This window comes from Pseudescherichia sp., from assembly GCF_031987975.1.
Classification (GTDB): Bacteria; Pseudomonadota; Gammaproteobacteria; order Enterobacterales; family Enterobacteriaceae; genus Pseudescherichia.
Map to the genome: position 1 here is coordinate 299,056 of NZ_DALZYX010000007.1, position 19,227 is coordinate 318,282.

A 19,227-nucleotide genomic window follows, 5' to 3' on the forward strand; every position below is an offset into this window, starting at 1 on the left:
CCTGCTCACAAAGGTTTCTGAAGCAGAGCGTTAGCCTAACGGCCCGCCCTGAATGGTGTCGCACATGCCGTTGATGATGCGCTCGCCGGTCTCCTCTTTTAGCTCGGCGTACCAGGCCTGGGTCAGCGCCATATCTTTGCCGTGAGTGATGTCGCACCGCCTGCGCGCCTTTAGCACCAGATCGCGTACCCGGTCGCAGCGACGCGCTTCGTACTGGCGCAGCGCGGCCGTGATGTCTGAGGTCGCACGGAAAATCTCTCCCAGCACCACAGCATCCTCCATTGCCGCGCAGCCGCCCTGGCCGATATCCGGTGTGGTACTGTGTCCGGCATCACCCAGCAGCGCGATCTTGCCGCGCACCAGCGTGTCGAACGGTTCAATATCATGGATCTCAATGCGGTTGGTCGTGTCGGGATCGAGAGCAGCAATAAGCGTCTGCACCTGCGGTGCCCAGCCGCTAAAATAGCGGGTCAGATCCGCGCGTAGAGTGCTGCGGTCCTCCGCCAGTCCGGCGGGAAGGGGAACGTCGAAGAAGAAGTAGAAGCGTCCGCCGGAGACCGGCATCAGCGAAACGCGTTTACCTTCACCGACAAAGGTGGTCCATTGATCCGCTGGCGCAATGCTTTCATCTATCTCCACCAGCCCGTTCCAGTTAACGTAACCCGCGTAGCGGCGCTCGGGAGTGTAGCCCAGCACATAGGGACGTAACGCCGAGTGGCTGCCATCGGCGGCAATGAGAAAGTCCCCTTGGGCCGTGGTACCGTCGGTAAACCAGACTGTCACGCCCGCAGCGCTCTCTTCGGTGCGCACCACGCGTTTGCCAAACTGCACGCGCTCGCGCCCCCAGAAATCGAGCATTTCGCGCTGCAGCTCGGCACGTGAGACGGGGCAGGGGCGGCTGCCGGTACGCGCAACCAGCGGTGCAAGGCTAAACTGGGTGAGGGTCTCGCCCTGGCGATAATCCTTGTAGGCCATAAAGCGCAGCGGGCCACCCCAGGTCTCCATAATCTCGCCCATGCCGAGATGGTTCATGCACTTGACCCCGTTGGGCCAGACGGAGATTGCCGCGCCGACCGGCTTGATCTCTTTCACCGCTTCAAACACCTCACAGGTAATCCCAGCGTTCTTTAGCGCTACGGCCGCGCTCAGGCCGCCTATTCCTGCGCCAATTACTAATGCTTTCATTGTTGTCTCCTTTTGCACGCGTGTTACAAACAGGAGCAATTTGCGTACCAGGTTGCGCAACAGCCTGGTATGGGCATTGCGCAACAAAAAAAGTGTGTAATTGCACCGCCGCAGTGCGTTAGTGCGCACGGATTGCCTTTTTTTGAATCAAAAATTTCCAAAAAAGCACTACGGAATTTTTAGTTTCATTGCGCAACGCCGGGACAACTGACTTAGGAATGACTCTGGCCTGCTTTGTGCATAAGAGAGCCAACGCTTATTCACAACGGGATGGATTGACCATGTCTGATGAAAAGAACGGCACCTTGCTTTATGGCCTTGAGCAGCGGATCCCGCCGCTTCCGGCTTTCTTTAGCGCTCTGCAGCACGTGCTGGCCGGGCTGGTGGGGATCATTACTCCGCCGCTGATTATCGGTGCGACCCTTGGGCTGGGAGAGTGGATGCCTTACCTGATTAGCATGTCGCTGCTGGCGTCCGGTATCGGTACCTTTCTCCAGGCCAACCGCATCTGGGGCATTGGCGCAGGGATGATCTGCATGCAGGGAACCAGCTTTGCTTTTCTCGGCGTGGCGATTGCTGGCGGAATGTGGGTTAAGGGGCAGGGCGGCAGCGCCCAGGATGTGATGGCGATGCTGTTTGGCGTTAACTTCGTTGCCGCGCTGGTGCCGGTTATTGTTAGCCGCTTTATCGAGCCGCTGAAGAAGATTTTCACGCCGGTGATCACCGGTAGCGTCATCGCCCTGATCGGCATCAGCCTGATCAAGGTCAGCGTTATCAACTGGTGCGGCGGCGAAGGGGCGAAGGATTTTGCCAGCATGAGCAATATCGCCCTTGGTGCGGGGACGCTGGGGGTTATCGTCCTGCTAAGCTGTGCGAAAAATCGCTGGCTGCGGCTCTCTTCGGTGGTGATAGGGATAGCTGCGGGCTGCGTGGGCGCGGCATTGAGCGGTAACTTTCATCTCAGCGGCATCGGTAACACCTGGTTTCGTGTTCCGGCGCTCTTCCCGTTTGGCTTTCAGTTTAACAGCGCCATCTTTTTGCCCATCGCGCTGGTATCGCTGGTCTGCATACTTGAGGCGGTAGGGGATTTGACCGCCAACTGCCTGATCTCACGGCAGTCCATTGATGACGGGGCGTTTCGCTCCCGGCTCAAGGGCGGGATCCTGGCCGACGGCATCAGCTGTATGGTGGCCGCGATGCTCTGTGCTTTTCCCAACACCACCTTTGCGCAAAACAACGGCGTGATCCAGATGACCGGCGTCGCCAGCCGCTACGTAGGGCGCTATATTGGCGTCATCCTGATCCTGCTGGGGCTGTTTCCGCCCTTCGGAGAGATCCTGCGCCAGATCCCGACCCCGGTGCTGGGCGGAGCGACGATGGTGATGTTTGGCTGCGTAGTAGCCGCAGGGATCCGTATTATTACCCAGACGCCGCTCACTCGCCGGGATATGCTGATTGTTGGCCTGGCGTTTGGCTTCGGGCTTGGCGTGGAGGCAGTTCCAACGTTTCTCACCCATTTCCCGCCGATTATTGGCAACCTGTTTGGCTCGGCGGCGACCAGCGGCGGGCTAGTGGCGATTGTGCTGAACCTGCTTATTCCGGAAGAGAAACTGACCGCTGCGGCGGTGACAAGGAGCAATGATGATCGCCCTCAAACGCTTTAACCAGCTGGATAATGACGAGGCTGCGGCCCTGTTGCAGCCCTGCGTTGCCATCCCGGCGTGGACGGCTGCGCTGGTTCAGGGGCGGCCCTATGCAGATCTCCCGGCGCTGATGAGCGCGGCGCGGGAGTCCGCACAGGCGTGGGGCGAGGCAGAGCTGGCGCAGGCGCTTAGCGCCCACCCCCGGATCGGCGAGAAGCCTGTTGGCCAGCAGGCCCATGCTGCGCTGTCACGTCAGGAGCAGGGGGCCGTTAACGCCAGCGACGCCCGCCTCGCGCAGGCGTTAAGGGAGGGTAACGCCCGCTATGAAGCGCGTTTTGGCCGGGTATTTCTGATCCGCGCCAAAGGGCGCAGCGGCGAGGCGATCCTGGCTGCCCTGGAGCAGCGTCTGAAAAATAGCGATGCGCAGGAGAGTGCGGAAGCGTTGGCGCAGCTGCGTGAAATTACTCTATTACGACTGGAAGGAGCGATTAGCGAATGAGCACCCTGAGCACCCATATTCTGGATATCTCAACTGGCAAACCGGCAGCGGGCGTTACGGTTCGCCTGCTGCGGGAGGAGCAGGCCATCGCCAGCCAGATAACCGATAGTAACGGCCGCATCGGCGAGTTTACCCCGGCGGCGCTGGCCCCTGGCCGCTATCGACTGGTGGCCGAGACGGGCGAGTGGTTTGCCGCAGGCGGGCGGGAGAGTATCTTCCCCTGCGCGCAGATCGATTTTGTGCTTGCCGGGACGGCAGAGGTACATTTCCATCTGCCGTTTCTCATCGCCCCCGGCGGCTGGTCAACCTACCGGGGAAGCTGAGGCCTGCCATACCCGCTCGCCGTTAACCCAGGTCTCGCGAATATTGCGCTCGTCTCCCAGCGTCATCAGCACAAACAGCTGCTCGTAGATATCCTTGCAGCGGCTGATTCGCAGCTGCTGGAGCGGCGTCACCGCCGGGTCAAGCACCACAAAGTCAGCCTCCTTGCCCGGTTGGAAGTTACCGATCTTCTCGTCCAGGCGCAGGGCGTGCGCCCCGCCGAGGGTGGCGTGATAGAAGGCTTCGCTGGCGCGCAGGCGATAGCTTTGCAGCTGTCCCACCTTATAGGCCTCTCCCAGAGTGCGCAGCATGCTGAAGGTCGTGCCTGCACCAACGTCGGTGCCGATGCCCATCCGCACCCGGTTTTGCCAGCAGGCGGGCAGGCGGAACAGACCGCTGCCGAGGAACAGGTTAGAGGTAGGGCAGAAGGCAACCGCTGAACCGGTCTCATGCAGGCACTGCCACTCCCGATCCTCCAGATGAATACCGTGGGCAAAGAGGCTGCGCTCGCCGGTTAGCCCGTAGTGGTGATAGACATCCAGGTAGCGCTCGTGCTCCGGCCAGAGATCCTTCACCCACGCGACCTCGTTCGGGTTTTCACTCAGGTGAGTCTGAAGCCAGGTGTCCGGAAACTCCTGGCGTAACTGGCGCACCGCCGACAGCAGCTCCGGCGTTGAGGTAGGGGCAAAGCGCGGCGTGATGGCGTAGCCAAGGCGGCCCTGCTGGTGCCAGCGCTGGATCAGCGCCCGGGTCTGTAGATAGCTCTCCTCAGCGGTTTCTGTCAGATAGTCGGGCGTATGCCGATCCATCATCACCTTGCCGGCAATAATGCGCATATTAAGGCGCAGCGCCTCGCTAAACAGGGCGTTGACTGATTCAGGGTGCAGAGTGCAGAACACCAGCGCGGTAGTGGTACCGTGGCTCAGCAGCTGACCGAGGAAAAATTCAGCTATCTCTTTGGCATAGGCCTCGTCAGAAAACTGGCTCTCGACCGGAAAGGTGTAGGTGGTTAGCCACTCCAGCAGCTGCTCACCAAAGGCACCGATCATTTCGGTTTGCGGATAGTGCACGTGGGCGTCGATAAAACCGGGCAGCAGCAGCTTGCCGCTCTGGTCGATATAACCTTTATGCGGATCGAGATACTGTTCGCCCTCCTGCCACGGCAGCAGCACCTGAATATGTCCCCCGGCAATAAACAGCAGCCCGTCAGGAAGATAGCGCGCGTGGCGGGCAATATCGTCGGCGCTGTCTGCCACCTGGGCAACGTCAAAAAATGCGCCGCGAATCGCCGTATCGTAAGCAATCATAAGCTCTGCCTTCTCTTTTTATTGTTGGTAGAAATGTATGAGCAAAATTGGTGCCAGGACAGAGAGGCTGCGGCAGGACACCGCAGCCAGGCGGAAGGTTACTCTTTCTGGGCCATGACGCCCGCGTTGAACCCTGCTGCCGGGGCAACGGCAACTTCGTCACGGGCCAGCCAGCGATAGGCTACCGCGCCCAGGAAGACGCCGATAAACCAGCTAAAGTTAGCGACCTCATGCAGCGCAGGAATAAAGCTGATCGCCAGGCCGATCGCAACCGAAGGCACCAGCGCGGCAATGGCTTTCGGGTTAAAGCCGTTGCGGTACCAGTATTTACCTTTCGGCGTATCGTCAAAGAGATCGTCAACCGAGACCCGCCCGCGCTTGATGATATAGAAGTCGGTAATCAGGATGCCAAACAGCGGACCGATAAAGGCACCCAGCACGTCCAGGGTATAGTGGATCAGCTCCGGCGAGTTAAACAGGTTCCAGGGCGTAAGCAGGATCGAGCCAACGGCGGCGATCATCCCCCCGGTACGGAAGCTGATCTTCTGCGGCGAGCAGTTAGAGAAGTCAAAGGCCGGCGAGACAAAGTTGGCCACGATGTTGATGCCGATAGTGGCGGTAATCATGGTCAGCAGGCCGATGGCGACCGCCAGATCGTTGCCGACGCGGCTCACGGTCTCGATAGGATCGGTGATCATGCGGCCAAACAGCGACTGGGTGCCGGAGACAATCACCACCGTCACCACGGAGAAGAGCAGGAAGTTAAACGGCAGTCCCCAGCGGTTGCCGCGGCGGATCTCGCCCATGCTTTTACCGTAGCGCGAGAAGTCACCGAAGTTAAGCAGCGGCCCGGAGAAGTAGGAGACCACCAGCGCGGTGGCGGTGATCATCTGCCAGGTCTGCTCCCCGACGGTCAGGGATTTACTGGCAAGGGTAAAGGAGATCCCATCGAAGCCGGTCTTGTATACAATCCAGCCCGCCAGCGCCAGCATTACGACGTAGACTGCTGGCCCGGCGATATCGATAAAGCGCTTGATGGCGCTCATGCCGTGCCAGAAGACCATTGCCTGCAACACCCACATCACCGTGAAGCAGAGCCAGCCCAGGTGAGACAGGCCAAGAAACGATCCCTGCGTCAGCGCCGACAGCGACGGCCAGAACTTCAGCATTACCAGCATCAGCGCGTTGGCGGCCAGATAGGTCTGAATACCGTACCAGGCAAAGGCAATCAGGCCGCGGATCACCGCCGGAATATTCGCCCCAAAAACGCCGAACGCCTGGCGGCAAATCACCGCATAGGGCACACCCGCCATCTGACTGGGCTTCGCCACCAGGTTAGCGCATAGCTGCACAATGCAGATCCCCACCAAAAGGCAGAGCAGAACCTGCCAGCTCGCCAGCCCGAGGGTAAAGAAGCTGGCGGCTACTACATAGCCCCCCATGCTATGCACGTCTGACATCCAGAACGAGAAGATGTTGTACCAGCTCCAGTTCTGGTCCCGCGTTGGGGCCAGATCCTCATTGCAAAGCCGTGGACTGTAGCCCGCGGTGGAGTCAGCGGCCTTAATCTGTTGCACGTTTTGTCTATTTGGCATGAAACCTGCTCCTCTCACTAAAAGCGTTTTGAAATGGACTGCAGAGGACGTTGCAGGATTTAGGCCAGAATGTTTGTTTTTGTATACGAAACTTTATTTTTATGTATACGATTTGAAGCCAAAAAGTTAATCCGGAGTGAAGTAATGCATAACGAAAACGGGCTGCAAGCGGCGTCAGCCCAGCAGGAGCGGGACGAATCGATCTATCAGGCGCTGATGACGGCCATCGTCGAACATCAGCTGCCGCCGGGAAGCAAACTGCCAGAGGAGGCGCTGGCGGAGGTGTTTGGCGTCAGCCGAACCGGGATCCGCAAAGTGCTGCAACGACTCGCCGCTGTGCAAATGGTCACCCTGATGCCCAAACGTGGTGCACAGGTTGCCAGCCCAACGGTTGAGGAGGCGCAGGATATCTTCCGTACCCGCGCCCTGCTGGAGGTTGCCAACCTGCCTGATGTACTGGCCCGTTGCCAGCCGCCGCATCTCGCGGCACTGGAAGCCATTATTCGTCAGGAGGAGCACGCGCATGAGACTTACAACGGCCCGGCGGCGATCCGTTACTCCGCCGAGTTTCATATTCAGCTACAGGCGATCTCCGGCAATCAGGTACTGACCGAAACGGTAACTCGCCTCAGCCAGCGATCTTCATTAGTGATTGCCGCCTGGGGCGCGCCGTGGCGCCAGGGCTGCCGCTGTGACGATCATGAGCGGCTGGTCTCTTTGCTGCGAGATGGAGCGCTTGCGCCGTTAAGTGCTGCCCTGATGCACCACTTTGAACATATCGTCGCCAGCCTCTGCTTCGAGCGTGCTGGCGTCACCCTGCCGGATTTTGCCCGGCTTTTTGCTGGTTATAAGGAGCAGTGATGTCGGCTTTAAGAATCCAGGTTATCAACCCCAACACCAGCCAGGCAATGACCGAGACCATTGGCGCTGCGGCCAGGGCAGTGGCCGCGCCGGGCACTGAGATTGTGTCAGTCTGCCCCATTGAGGGAGTACCTTCCATCGAAGGCCATTTTGATGAGGCCATTGCTGCCGTTGGCGTGCTGGAGCAGATCAAAGCCGGCCGCCAGCAGGGGGTAGATGGACATGTGATCGCCTGCTTTGGCGATCCAGGTCTGCTGGCAGCGCGCGAGCTGGCCCAGGGGCCGGTGATCGGCATTGCCGAGGCGGCGATGCATATGGCAACTCTTGTCGCCACCCGTTTTTCTATTGTCACCACGCTGCCGCGCACACTGATCATCGCCCGCCACCTGCTGCACCAGTACGGTTTTCATAATCATTGCGCCGCGCTGCACGCCATCGATCTGCCTGTGCTGACGCTGGAAGATGGCAGCGGACTGGCGCAGGAGCGGGTGCGTGAGCGCTGCATCCGGGCGCTGAAAGAGGATGACTGCGGCGCGATCGTGCTGGGCTGCGGCGGAATGGCGACGCTGGCTCAGGAGCTAACCCGGGAGCTGCGCGTGCCGGTAATCGACGGAGTTAGCGCGGCGGTGAAGATGGTGGAGTCGCTGGTCACGCTGGGTCTCTCCACCAGTAAGCACGGAGACTTAGCTTTTCCGGAAGCCAAGGCGCTGAGCGGCAAGTTTCAGACACTGAATCCATATTAACGTGAGGGATCCATAATGGCATTTTTAGACGATGACTACCCCCGCGACCTACGCGGATACGCCGGGACACCGCCTCATGCACAGTGGCCGCAGCAGGCACGCATTGCCGTCCAGTTCGTGCTGAACTACGAGGAGGGGGCAGAGAACAACGTTCTGCACGGCGATGCCGGATCCGAGCAGTTTCTCTCTGATATTATCGGGGCCGCCAGCTATCCGGACCGGCATATGTCGATGGACTCGCTCTATGAGTACGGCAGCCGCGCCGGGTTCTGGCGTATCCATCACGAGTTCAGCAGGCGGGGCCTGCCGCTCACCGTCTTTGGCGTGGCGATGGCGCTGGCCCGCCAGCCGGATATTGTCGCGGCAATCAAAGCGGCGGACTATGACGTTGTCAGCCACGGCTGGCGCTGGATCCACTATCAGAGTATGGATATTAACCAGGAGCGCGAGCATCTGCACAAGGCGATGCAGGTGTTGACCGATCTGTTCGGTAAAGCCCCCACCGGCTGGTATACCGGACGCGACAGCCCCAACACTCGCCAGCTGGTGGCCGAGCACGGCGGCTTTGATTACGACAGCGACTACTACGGCGACGACCTGCCTTTCTGGACCGAGGTGCCGTGCAGCGACGGTTCCCACAAACCGCACCTGATCGTCCCCTATACCCTCGACGCTAACGATATGCGCTTCGCCACCGCCCAGGGGTTTAATACCGCTGAGCAGTTTTATATTTATCTGAAGGACAGTTTTGACGTGCTGTACGAGGAGGGAGAGCGCGCGCCGAAGATGATGTCCATCGGTATGCATTGCCGTCTGCTGGGTCGCCCGGGCCGCTTCCGCGCTCTGCAACGCTTCCTGGACTATATCCAGCAGCACGACCGCGTCTGGATCTGCACCCGCCAGCAGATTGCCGACCACTGGCGGGAGAAACACCCGTTTCAGAAATAGGAGTAGGCCGGGCAAACGCAGTGCCGCCCGGCGTTACGGTCAGCTCATCACGCTCACCTGCGCGGCAACGATGCGCCAGCCGTAGGGGAAACGCACCCACGTCTGCTGCTGGCGGCCAATACGGTCGCTGCCTTCGCGGGTAAACTCGGTGCTGCATACTGCATAGTCCTCACCAAAGGTGGTGATCATCGTGTTGCGCAACTCGCGCTGTAGCCCTGTGGCGGGGCGGGCGGCGCGGAAGGCGCGGATCTCATCGATGCCGTAGAGGTTCTCCCCGGCACCCAGCCGTACGGTGCGGGCGTCATGCCAGAACAGCTCATCCAGCACCGCAACGTCATTGCTCACCAGCGCCTCTTCGTACCGGTAGAAGGCGGCGGTAACCTCGACAAGCACCAGCGGACGGTTGATATTATCCAGATGTATCATGCTAGCTCCGCAGCGTGGGCATCAGCGATGCCCTGTTGTTCCAGCACCCGCGCGGCGCGCAGGCAGGCCTGTTCATTAAAGGGGGCGGCAATCAGCTGCAAACCTGTCGGCAGCCCGCTACGGCTGCGCAGCGGCACCGTAGTCACCGGCAAACCCAAAAACGAGATCGGCTGGGTCAGCATTCCCATGCTGGCGCGGATGGGCAGCGGCTGGCCGTTAATCATCATCGTCTGCTCGTCAATCAGTGTCGCGCTGCGGGGCGTGGCCGGAGCGATCAGCACGTCAGCATGATTGAACAGCGCCCTGAACGCCTGCTGGGCGTGGCGGCGAAAGCGCTGGGCCTGTACGTACCAGGCGGAGGGGATCATCGCCCCCGCCAGCAGACGCTCCCGGGAGTGCGGCTCAACGCGCGCCGGCTCGCGGCGCAGGGCGGGGAGATACTGATTCCCCCCCTCGGAGGCGCTGATGATAAACGCCGCCGAACGCGACAGCTCTGCCTCCGGGAAGAGCAGCTCCTCGTGGGCATCAAGGGCGCGTGCGGCACGGCTTACCGCCTCCCGGGCGTCGTCATCGCACCAGGTCGTAAAGTAGCCGCCGAGCACCGCACAGCGCAGCCCCTCCAGCCCGCGATCCAGCAGCGGCGTTGTCCGCTCGCTGGCGTAGTCGCGCTGGAAGCCATCGTCGGGATCCTGCCCCTGTAACGCATCATAAACTGCCGCCAGATCATCAACCCGACGGGCAAAGGGACCGATATGGTCGAGGCTGGCGACAAAAGGATGGCTGCCCGCGCGGGAGAGGCGGCCAAAGGTCGGCTTCAGGCCAAAAATACCGCACAGGGAGGCGGGGACGCGGATTGAGCCGTTGGTATCGGTGCCAAGAGAGAAGTGCACCAGCCCGGCGGCCACCGCCGCTGCCGATCCGCCGGAGGAGCCGCCCGCAATGCGCGTCAGGTCGTGCGGATTGCGCGTCGCGCCGTAGTGGCTGTTTTCGGTGGTGAAGCCATAGGCATAGGCGTCCATGTTCAACATCCCGGAGAGGAGACCCCCGGCGCGCTTAAGCTGGCGCACCGCAAAACCATCGTCAGTGGCGACAGGGCGATCGCTGAACAGCTGCGCTCCGGCAAGGGTAGCGTGTCCGGCCACGTCAAACAGGTTTTTCACCGCGTAGGGCACGCCCGCCAGCGGAGGCAGGGGCTGCCCATCCCGACGCAGGTTATCGATACGCTCCGCTTCCGCCAGCATCCGCGCCTCTGTTACCGCTGTCCATGCGTTGATGTGCGGATTGACCCGGGCAATATCATCCAGCGTCTGGCGGGCGATCTCCCCGGCGCTTACGCTCCCGCTGGCCAGCGCCTGCTGGATATCATTAATACTCATCTCGTTAAGCGTCATGCTTTATAGACTCCTGCAATCTCCAGACGATCGTCGAGGGGAAAAGCCATCAGCGGTTCGGCCATGGCGGCGATACGGCTAAACTGGATCTCCAGCTCGGCGCGACGGGCGTCGTCCAGCTCCAGGTTGAGGATCTGTGTCATCTGCGTCAGGTAAGCGGCCCAGTCGGGCTGTGTATTGTTCATGCGTTTCTCCTTAAAAACCGGCCGCCGAGCCGTTGCTGCGCGGATCGGAGGCGCCCTCAAACAGACCGTTGGGATGGCGGACGATAGCGCCTGCATGGCCCATCGCCTCGCTAAAATCGGGCAGCACCTCTACCTCGTGTCCCAGCGCGCGCAGACGAGCAATGCTCTCTGGCGTAAAACGTCCTTCAAGCTTCAGCGAATCCGAAGTCTGCCCCCAGGTGCGCCCCAGCAGCCAGCGCGGACGGGAGATGCTCTCCTGCAGCGGCACGCCCTGTAGAATGTAGCGGGTAAAGATCGCCGCCTGGGTCTGGGGCTGGCCGTCGCCGCCCATCGAACCGTAAACCATCACCCGGCCATCGCTAAGGCGCGCAGCGGCAGGATTGAGGGTATGAAACGGCTGCTTGCCCGGTGCCAGCGCCAACAAATGTGACGGATCGAGACTGAACGAGGCTCCACGGTTCTGCCAGACGATACCGGTATCGGGAAGCACCACGCCGCTGCCAAACTCATGGTAGAGGCTCTGAATAAAGGAGACCGCCAGCCCGCTCCTATCCATCGTCCCCATCCACACGGTGTCGCCTGGGCCTTTACCCGTCCCCCAGGGCGCGGCACGGCTGTCATCTATCCGATCGGCCAGCGGTTGTAACGCAGCAGGTTCGAGCAGGCTCTGAATATCCGTATCGAGATGGCGGGGATCGGTGATGTGCGCATCCCGCAGACGAAAAGCCAGCTTGGTGGCCTCGGCGATGCGGTGTACGGTTTGTGCCTCATCGGCCTCAGCCATATTCAGGCGGTCGGTGATGCCAAGGATCGCCAGCGACACCAGTCCCTGGGTGGGCGGAGCCAGGTTCCACAGCTCGCCGTGCTGGTGCTGAAGCCTGAGCGGCTGCGGACGGCGGGCGCGATGCTGGTTCAGATCGGCAAGGGTAACAGGGAGGCCGTACTTTGCCATGCCGTCAGCCATCTGCTCCGCCAGCGGACCGCGATAAAAGCTCTCCAGCCCCTCTTCAACCAGCCGTTGCAGGGTCGAGGCGAGAGCGGGCTGGTGGAAGCGGCTGCCGGTCACCGGCGGCTCCCCGTTGACCAGAAAGGTTTCAGCGAAGCCGGGCAGGTGACGCAGCTCCTCTAGCTTGCTGGCGGTTGCACTGGCCTGAGATTGCGTGACCGGGATCCCCTCTGTGGCATAGCCGATGGCATCCGCCAGCAGGCGTGAGAGCGGCAGCGCCTTACCGGTCAATGATCTGGAGAGCGTTAGCGCCTCCTCCCAGCCGCTGACGGTTCCCGCGACGGTCAGCGCAGCGCGCGGTCCCCGGTGCGGGATCTGCATGACATCGGCGTAGGCAGCAGGGGTTGCCAGCGAACCCGCCGCGCCGCTGGCATCAATGGCAATCGGCTCACCCTCCGGCGGAACGATCAGCCAGAAGCCATCGCCGCCGAGGCCGTTCATATGGGGATAGACGACGGCGATGGTAGCGGCTGCGGCCACCATCGCTTCAATAGCGCTGCCGCCTTCGCGTAGTACGGCAAGCGCGCTCTGGCTTGCCAGATGGTGGGGGGCCACCGCCATTCCATGAGCGGATAGATGACTCTGCACGGGCTGTCCTCATGATCTGAAGTGTGTCCGTGGACTTGCAAAAGCTGTTCCACTTCCGGGCGAAAAGTTTCAGCCGCGAAGGGGGCAGCGTTTTTATCGCATCTGGCATGCATTGTGAAAGGGGTTAGCGGTATAGTTTGCTGAAACAAAAGTTACAGAGGCCCTATGGAACAGCTTGATGAACGCCTGAAAGGGCAATATGCGTCGCTATCACCCCAGGAGCAGCGGGTGGCGGACTTTATTTTTGATCACTTTGACGATCTGATTAGCTACAACAGCGCCGAGCTGGCGCAGCTGAGCGGGGTCTCAAAGGCGACGGTGAGCCGTCTGTTTAAGCGCCTGGGATATGAGAAATATAAGGACATGCGCGACGAGCTGCGCACCCTGCGTCAGAGCGGTATGCCGCTGACCGACAACCGCGATGCGGTGCAGGGCAATACGCTGCTGGCACGCCACTATAAGCAGGAGATGGCGAACCTGACCCAATGGGTCAACGCCCTCGATGCGCAGCAGTTTGCCGAGGCGATCGCCGCCATGGTGGCCGCCCGGCGGATCGTGGTTATCGGCATGCGTAACGCCTATCCGGCAGCGCTGCATCTGCGACAGCAGCTCTTGCAGGCTCGCGGCCAGGTGCTGGTGCTGCCGCAGCCGGGACAGAGCCTGAGCGAGGAGCTGGTAGATCTCAGCGCCGAGGATCTGGTGATTGTGATGGCGTTTCGCCGCCGTCCACGCATTATGCGTCCGCTGCTTCAGCAGCTGCAGGCCGACGGCGTCCCGGTATTGCTGATGTGCGAGCCGCAGGCGCATAGCCTGCTGCCGCTGGCGCGCTGGCAGCTCTGCACCCCGCTGGACAGCGTCTCCGCCTACGACAGTTATGCGGCGGTGAACAGTCTGATTAACCTGCTGGCCAACGCCTTTTTACATGAAATTCTCGATAAGGGGCGACCGCGCATTCACAACATCGCCACCCTCTATCAGCAGCTGGACGAGCTTGAGCAGCGATAATGGGGCACCATGCTGGTGTTTGGCACTTTTTTGGTGCAGGCGAGTCAGGTTAAAACGCGGCTTTTTTCGCGCTTCTGGTCGTTATTTAACGCGTTAATCCCATTTTCAGGTTTATCCGCATTTGGCACATAAGTTGCAAAAGTCTAATTATAGAATCTTTTGTTTCACGCTAACGTAACGGGTAAACACCATGAGAAAACTGTTGATCGCACTGGCCGGAGCCGCTTGTCTGTTAACTAACCTGTCGGTCGCCAGAGCCGACCAGCTGCAGGATATTGAGAAGCGCGGCACGCTTCGTGTCGCTGTCCCGCAGGACTTCCCGCCGTTTGGCTCGGTAGGGACCGACCTCCAGCCGCAGGGCTATGACATTGATATGGCGCGTTACCTGGCTAAAGAGATGAAGCTCAAACTGCAGCTGGTTCCGGTGACCAGCGCCAACCGGGTGCCTTATCTGCAAACGGACAAGGTGGATCTGGTGATCTCCAGCCTCGGTAAAAATGCCGAGCGTGAAAAGGTGATTGATTTCAGCCGCGCCTATGCGCCGTTCTTCCTTGGCGTCTTTGGTCCAAAGGGGACGGAGCTGAAGGATGCTGCGGGGCTGAGCGGAAAAACCATCGGCGTCACCCGCGGTGCGGTTGAGGACATGGTCCTGACCAGCATTGCACCGAAAGAGGCACAGGTGAAGCGCTATGAGGATAACAACACCACCCTGTCGGCCTATCTGTCGGGCCAGGTGGAGTATGTCGCCACCGGCAACCTGGTCGTGGCGGCCATCTCCCGGCAGAACGCTGACAAAGCGCCGGTGCCGAGTTTTATGCTCAAGGACTCACCGTGCTTTATCGGCCTAAAGAAGAACGAGCCAGCGTTGAAGGCAAAGGTTGATGCGCTGATTGAGCAGGGCGTGAAGGATGGCACCCTGAATAAACTCTCTGAGCAGTGGATGAAAGCCCCGCTGCCGGCAAGCCTTGGCGTGTAAGGCCGGTGAATGACTGAACAACTGCACTTTTCTGAGCTTTGGCCGCACTGGCCCGAGCTGCTGGCGGGACTGTGGATCACCGTGCAGCTTACGGTGATGGCGACGGTGGGCGGCCTGGCGCTGGGCATTCTCGGAGCCGCCATCCGCAGCGGACGGCCGACGTGGTTCAGCCGCATCTGGGGGGGCTATGTGGAGCTGATCCGCAACACCCCCTTCGTTGTACAGCTGTTCTTTATTGTCTTTGGCCTGCCCAATATGGGCCTCAAAATGACGGCTGGCGAGGCTGCCTTGCTGGCAATGGTGATCAATCTGGGCGCTTACAGTACCGAGATCGTGCGCGCCGGGATTCAGGTTACGCCGAAGGGGCAGTGGGAAGCCGGGCGGGTACTGGGCCTGACCCGCACCCAGACCTTTATCCGCATCGTGCTGCCTCCCGCACTGCAGCGTATCTACCCGGCGTTGGTCAGCCAGTGCATCATCGTCATGCTGGGATCGTCGGTGGTGTCGCAGGTCTCTTATGAAGAGCTGACCTTTGCCGCCAACCTGATCCAGTCCCGAACCTTTCTCAGCTTCGAGGTCTATCTGGTGACGGCTGGGATCTACTTAATTCTGTCGATTGCCATGCGCCAGCTGCTGCTGGCAGCCGGGCGGAAATGGCTTGGAGTGCAGGCATGATGACGACCTTTACCGACTGGGACATTATCCGCAACCTGCTGCTGGCCGGGCGCTGGACGGTGCTGCTCTCGCTGGTGGCCTTTACCGGCGGTGCGCTGGTGACGCTGCCGCTCCTGCTGCTGCGTCTGACCGGCGGACGGCAGGTAAAGCGCCTGATCCGCGGCTATATCGAACTGTTCCAGGGGACACCGCTGCTGATGCAGCTCTTTCTGGCCTTCTTCGGCGTGGCGATGTTTGGTATCGACGTCTCACCCTGGACGGCAGCTTCGCTGGCGCTGACGCTTTATACCAGTGCCTTTTTACTCGATATCTGGTTTGGCAGCATTCGCGCCCTGCCGAAAGGCCAGTGGGAAGCGTCTCGCTGCCTGGGGTTGAGCTTTGGCCAGACCCTCTGGCGGGTAGTCGCTCCGCAGGCGCTACGCATTGCCATTGCACCGACGGTGGGCTTTGCCGTGCAGGTGATCAAAGGCACGGCCCTGGCCTCGATCATCGGCTTCGTCGATCTGACCAAAGCCGGGACGATGCTGACCAACGTCACCTATCAGCCATTTAAAGTCTTTGCGCTAGTAGCGCTGGGCTACTTCATTCTGTGCTACCCGCTGTCCCGCTACAGCCGCTATCTGGAGAATAAATTCAATGCCTCTCATCACCATTAATCAGATGCAGAAGTACTACGGTGATAACCATGTGCTTAAGGGCGTCGATCTGGATATCGATATGGGCGAGGTGATCTCCATTATCGGCCGCAGCGGATCGGGTAAAAGCACGCTGCTGCGCTGCATTAACGGCCTTGAGGGTTACCAGGAAGGGAGCATCAAGCTGGGTGGCATGACCATCACCGACCGGGATTCACAGGCGCGGGAGATCAGCCGATCCGTTGGCATGGTATTCCAGAACTTCAACCTGTTCCCGCACATGACGGCGCTGGAGAACGTGATGCTCGCCCCGCGCCGGGTGCTGAAAAAGAGCGCCGACGAGTGCCGCGAACTGGCGCAAAGAATGCTGGAGAAAGTGGGGCTGGGCGACCGGCTGGACTACTTCCCTTCCAGCCTCTCCGGCGGTCAGCAGCAGCGCGTGGCGATTGCCCGTGCGCTGGCAATGTCGCCGAAAGTTTTACTCTGTGACGAGATCACCTCGGCGCTGGATCCGGAGCTGGTGGGCGAGGTGCTCAAGGTGCTGGAGCAGCTGGCGGCGGAAGGCATGACGCTGATCCTCGTCACCCATGAAATGAATTTTGCCCGTGAAGTGGGCGACCGCGTGGTGTTTATGCACCAGGGGCGCGTCTGGGAGCAGGGCGAGAGCAAAGCGCTGTTCGCCAACCCGCAAACCAGTGAACTGAAACAGTTTATCTCCTCCGTACGTGGGCTGGATTAATTTAAGGAACCTAACATGGATATCGCTCAATTTTCACAAATCAATCCACCCCAGCGCCTGCTGATGGGACCGGGTCCGATCAACGCCGATCCGCGCGTGCTGCGTGCGATGGCGAGCCAGCTTGTCGGCCAGTACGATCCGGCGATGACCCACTATATGAACGAGGTGATGGCCCTCTATCGCGGCGTGTTCCGTACCGAAAACCGCTGGACAATGCTGGTAGACGGTACCTCGCGGGCGGGGATTGAAGCAATCCTGGTCTCGGCGATCCGTCCTGGCGACAAAGTGCTGGTGCCGGTATTTGGCCGCTTCGGTCATCTGCTGTGTGAGATCGCCCGCCGCTGTCGGGCAGAGGTGCATACCATTGAGGTACCGTGGGGGGAAGTCTTTACTCCCGACCAGATCGAGGACGCTATCAAGCGGGTGCGTCCGCGCCTGCTGCTCACGGTGCAGGGGGATACCTCCACCACCATGCTCCAGCCGCTTGCCGAGCTGGGGGATATCTGCCGCCGCCACGACGTGCTGTTTTACACCGATGCCACCGCCTCGCTGGGGGGCAACGCGCTGGAGAGCGACGCCTGGGGGCTGGACGCGGTCTCGGCGGGGATGCAGAAGTGCCTCGGCGGTCCGTCCGGTACCTCACCCATCACCCTCAGCCCGCGCATGGAGGAGGTTATCCGCCGCCGTAAATGCGTTGAAGAGGGGATCCGTACCGAGGCCCATCACGACGGCGAAGACGAGATGATCTACTCCAACTACTTCGACCTCGGCATGGTGATGGACTACTGGGGGACGGAGCGTCTGAATCACCACACCGAGGCCACCTCGGCGCTGTTTGCCGCCCGAGAGTGCGCACGTTTGATCCTGCAGGAGGGGCTGGATAATGGCATCGCCCGCCACAAGCTGCACGGCGATGCGCTGCTGAAAGGTATCCAGGCAATGGGGCTGGAGACCTTCGGCGACCTGAAGCACAAGATGAACAACGTGCTCGGCGTGGTGATCCCGCAGGGCATCAACGGCGACCTGCTGCGCAAACTGATGCTGGAGGATTTCGGCATTGAGATCGGCACCTCCTTCGGCCCGCTGCACGGTAAGGTGTGGCGCATCGGCACCATGGGGTATAACGCACGCAAAGACTGCGTGATGACCACCCTGAGCGCGCTGGAGTCGGTGCTTAACTACCTTAAGTTCTCGACGATCCAGGGGGCGGCGATGCAGGCCGCGTGGGATTGCTACCGCAGCGAGCGTCCACTATGAGCCAGGCGGCAGAGCGTGTGATGGCGCGCGCCGATATCCTTGCCGCCATCAGCGAAACCCCGGATGCCCTGACCCGGATCTACCTCTCTTCGCAGCATTTGCAGGCCAACCAGCAGGTAGCGCAGTGGATGGCGGAGGCCGGAATGACCGTCTGGCAGGATAGCGTGGGCAACATCTGCGGTCGCTACGAGGGTGAGCAGGAGGGTGCCGCAGCAATTCTGCTGGGTTCACACCTGGATACCGTGCGCAACGCCGGACGCTACGACGGCATGCTTGGCGTGCTGACGGCCATCGAGGTGGTGCAGAGTCTGCATCAGCAGGGGCAGCGGCTGGCGAAAGCGATTGAGATCGTCGGCTTTTGCGATGAGGAGGGGACGCGGTTTGGCATTACTCTACTCGGCAGCCGGGGCCTGACGGGGACATGGCCAGCGCACTGGCTGATGCAGACCGATGCCAGCGGCGTAAGCGTGGCGCAGGCGATGGTGCTGGCCGGGCTGGATCCAGCTCGCGTTTCCCATGCAGCGCGTCGTGCAGACGAGATTGCCGCCTATCTGGAGCTGCATATTGAGCAGGGACCCTGCCTGGAGCAGGCGGGGCTGGCGCTGGGGGTGGTGGAAGCGATTAACGGCGCGCGCCGTCTGAACTGCTGCTTTACCGGCGAGGCGGGCCATGCGGGCACCGTGCCGATGGGCCAGCGTAAAGATGCTCTGGCCGCTGCCGCCGAGTGGATGGTGGCCGTGGAGAGCCTAACCCGCGAGCGGGGCGGCAACCTGGTCGCTACGGTGGGGACGCTGTGCTGTCTGCCGGGTGCGGTTAACGTCATCCCTGGCGAGGTGATGCTATCGCTGGATATTCGCGGGCCGCAGGACGCATCGCTGGATGCACTGCTGGCTGAGCTGCTGACCCAGGCGCAGAGGATCGCCTCCCGACGGGGACTCACATTCAGCGCCGAGGAGTTCTATCGCATCGCCGCTACCCCCTGCGATCGGCGTCTACAGGGCCTGCTGGCCGATGCGGTACATCAGACGCAGGGCGTATCCTTGACGCTGCCCAGCGGAGCAGGGCATGACGCCATCGCGATGGCCGAACGCTGGCCGGTAGGGATGCTCTTTGTCCGCTGCAAGGGTGGTATTAGCCACCATCCGGCGGAGTCGGTAGAGAGTGACGATGTCGCACAGGCGATAACAGCATTTAGCTATGCGGTGACCGCCCTTGCAAGCGCTTAGCGAAAGCAGCGTTGAA

General features: G+C 60.8%; 20 protein-coding genes. 13 read left to right on the forward strand and 7 right to left on the reverse strand.

All coding sequences use genetic code 11. The features are described 5' to 3' along the window. Positions 1–30: 30 nt before the first annotated feature. Entirely contained in the window at positions 31–1,185 is a 1,155-nt protein-coding gene (gene hpxO / locus RTN40_RS14750; RefSeq protein WP_312229107.1) for an FAD-dependent urate hydroxylase HpxO, read from the reverse strand. Between the two features lie 281 nt (positions 1,186–1,466). On the opposite strand from hpxO, the gene RTN40_RS14755 reads away from it, so the two are divergent. The 3 genes from RTN40_RS14755 to uraH are packed head-to-tail and all read left to right on the forward strand — an operon-like array spanning position 1,467 to position 3,650. Then, entirely contained in the window at positions 1,467–2,849 is a 1,383-nt protein-coding gene (locus tag RTN40_RS14755) for a nucleobase:cation symporter-2 family protein (protein ID WP_312229108.1), read from the forward strand. Then, on the forward strand, positions 2,827–3,327 hold the full coding sequence (gene uraD, locus RTN40_RS14760; protein ID WP_312229109.1) for a 2-oxo-4-hydroxy-4-carboxy-5-ureidoimidazoline decarboxylase: 501 nt from the start codon (positions 2,827–2,829) through the stop codon (positions 3,325–3,327). Before RTN40_RS14755 ends, uraD begins: the two co-directional genes overlap by 23 nt. Further along, positions 3,324–3,650 (forward strand): hydroxyisourate hydrolase, encoded by a 327-nt coding sequence (gene uraH / locus RTN40_RS14765; RefSeq protein WP_312229110.1) that lies wholly within the window; start codon positions 3,324–3,326, stop codon positions 3,648–3,650. Before uraD ends, uraH begins: the two co-directional genes overlap by 4 nt. Here the strand turns inward: uraH and guaD are convergent. Continuing rightward, positions 3,630–4,955, reverse strand: coding sequence for a guanine deaminase (gene guaD, locus RTN40_RS14770; RefSeq protein ID WP_312229111.1), 1,326 nt, complete (start codon positions 4,953–4,955; stop codon positions 3,630–3,632). The two genes, uraH and guaD, sit on opposite strands and share 21 nt — an antisense overlap. Before the next feature lie 98 nt (positions 4,956–5,053). Further along, positions 5,054–6,550: an NCS1 family nucleobase:cation symporter-1 gene (locus RTN40_RS14775; protein ID WP_312229112.1), complete on the reverse strand. Its 1,497-nt coding sequence runs from the start codon at positions 6,548–6,550 to the stop codon at positions 5,054–5,056. Positions 6,551–6,694: 144 nt separating this feature from the next. Here RTN40_RS14775 and RTN40_RS14780 point away from each other — a divergent pair, with 144 nt between their 5' ends. From RTN40_RS14780 to puuE, 3 genes are read left to right on the forward strand one after another with little or no spacing between them, the layout of a single operon-like run. Then, complete coding sequence (locus RTN40_RS14780) at positions 6,695–7,411, forward strand: GntR family transcriptional regulator (RefSeq protein WP_312229113.1); 717 nt, start codon at positions 6,695–6,697, stop codon at positions 7,409–7,411. Next, on the forward strand, positions 7,411–8,154 hold the full coding sequence (hpxA, locus tag RTN40_RS14785) for an allantoin racemase (protein WP_409418533.1): 744 nt from the start codon (positions 7,411–7,413) through the stop codon (positions 8,152–8,154). Before RTN40_RS14780 ends, hpxA begins: the two co-directional genes overlap by 1 nt. Positions 8,155–8,169: 15 nt before the next feature. After that, positions 8,170–9,102: an allantoinase PuuE gene (gene puuE, locus RTN40_RS14790; protein ID WP_312229114.1), complete on the forward strand. Its 933-nt coding sequence runs from the start codon at positions 8,170–8,172 to the stop codon at positions 9,100–9,102. A gap of 39 nt (positions 9,103–9,141) precedes the next feature. Here puuE and hpxZ read toward each other — a convergent pair whose 3' ends face one another. Genes hpxZ through hpxW form a run of 4 tightly spaced genes read right to left on the reverse strand, consistent with a single transcriptional unit; the run spans position 9,142 to position 12,671 of the window. Further along, a complete protein-coding gene (gene hpxZ, locus RTN40_RS14795; RefSeq protein WP_312229115.1) occupies positions 9,142–9,528 on the reverse strand; it encodes an oxalurate catabolism protein HpxZ in 387 nt (128 codons plus the stop codon). After that, on the reverse strand, positions 9,525–10,919 hold the full coding sequence (locus RTN40_RS14800) for an AtzE family amidohydrolase (RefSeq protein WP_312229116.1): 1,395 nt from the start codon (positions 10,917–10,919) through the stop codon (positions 9,525–9,527). Before RTN40_RS14800 ends, hpxZ begins: the two co-directional genes overlap by 4 nt. Then, positions 10,916–11,104: an oxalurate catabolism protein HpxX gene (gene hpxX / locus RTN40_RS14805; protein WP_312229117.1), complete on the reverse strand. Its 189-nt coding sequence runs from the start codon at positions 11,102–11,104 to the stop codon at positions 10,916–10,918. The genes RTN40_RS14800 and hpxX overlap by 4 nt, the downstream gene beginning before the upstream one ends. A 10-nt stretch (positions 11,105–11,114) precedes the next feature. Then, positions 11,115–12,671 (reverse strand): oxamate amidohydrolase, encoded by a 1,557-nt coding sequence (gene hpxW / locus RTN40_RS14810; RefSeq protein ID WP_312229168.1) that lies wholly within the window; start codon positions 12,669–12,671, stop codon positions 11,115–11,117. Between the two features lie 192 nt (positions 12,672–12,863). On the opposite strand from hpxW, the gene hpxU reads away from it, so the two are divergent. The 7 genes from hpxU to hpxK all read left to right on the forward strand — a co-directional run bounded on the left by hpxU (position 12,864) and on the right by hpxK (position 19,211). After that, positions 12,864–13,703 carry a MurR/RpiR family transcriptional regulator HpxU gene (gene hpxU, locus RTN40_RS14815; protein ID WP_312229118.1) on the forward strand — a complete coding sequence of 280 codons (840 nt, stop codon included), beginning with the start codon at positions 12,864–12,866 and terminating at the stop codon, positions 13,701–13,703. A 190-nt stretch (positions 13,704–13,893) separates the two neighbouring features. Next, positions 13,894–14,679: a transporter substrate-binding domain-containing protein gene (locus RTN40_RS14820; RefSeq protein ID WP_312229119.1), complete on the forward strand. Its 786-nt coding sequence runs from the start codon at positions 13,894–13,896 to the stop codon at positions 14,677–14,679. Between the two features lie 9 nt (positions 14,680–14,688). Next, positions 14,689–15,354: an amino acid ABC transporter permease gene (locus RTN40_RS14825; protein ID WP_312229120.1), complete on the forward strand. Its 666-nt coding sequence runs from the start codon at positions 14,689–14,691 to the stop codon at positions 15,352–15,354. After that, positions 15,354–16,010, forward strand: a complete 657-nt coding sequence (locus tag RTN40_RS14830) for an amino acid ABC transporter permease (RefSeq protein ID WP_312211013.1) — start codon at positions 15,354–15,356, stop codon at positions 16,008–16,010. The genes RTN40_RS14825 and RTN40_RS14830 overlap by 1 nt, the downstream gene beginning before the upstream one ends. Continuing rightward, positions 15,991–16,728 carry an amino acid ABC transporter ATP-binding protein gene (locus tag RTN40_RS14835; RefSeq protein WP_312229121.1) on the forward strand — a complete coding sequence of 246 codons (738 nt, stop codon included), beginning with the start codon at positions 15,991–15,993 and terminating at the stop codon, positions 16,726–16,728. The genes RTN40_RS14830 and RTN40_RS14835 overlap by 20 nt, the downstream gene beginning before the upstream one ends. A 15-nt stretch (positions 16,729–16,743) precedes the next feature. After that, positions 16,744–17,985 carry an alanine--glyoxylate aminotransferase family protein gene (locus tag RTN40_RS14840; RefSeq protein ID WP_312229122.1) on the forward strand — a complete coding sequence of 414 codons (1,242 nt, stop codon included), beginning with the start codon at positions 16,744–16,746 and terminating at the stop codon, positions 17,983–17,985. Continuing rightward, complete coding sequence (hpxK, locus tag RTN40_RS14845; protein ID WP_312229123.1) at positions 17,982–19,211, forward strand: allantoate amidohydrolase; 1,230 nt, start codon at positions 17,982–17,984, stop codon at positions 19,209–19,211. The genes RTN40_RS14840 and hpxK overlap by 4 nt, the downstream gene beginning before the upstream one ends. Positions 19,212–19,227 lie beyond the last annotated feature (16 nt).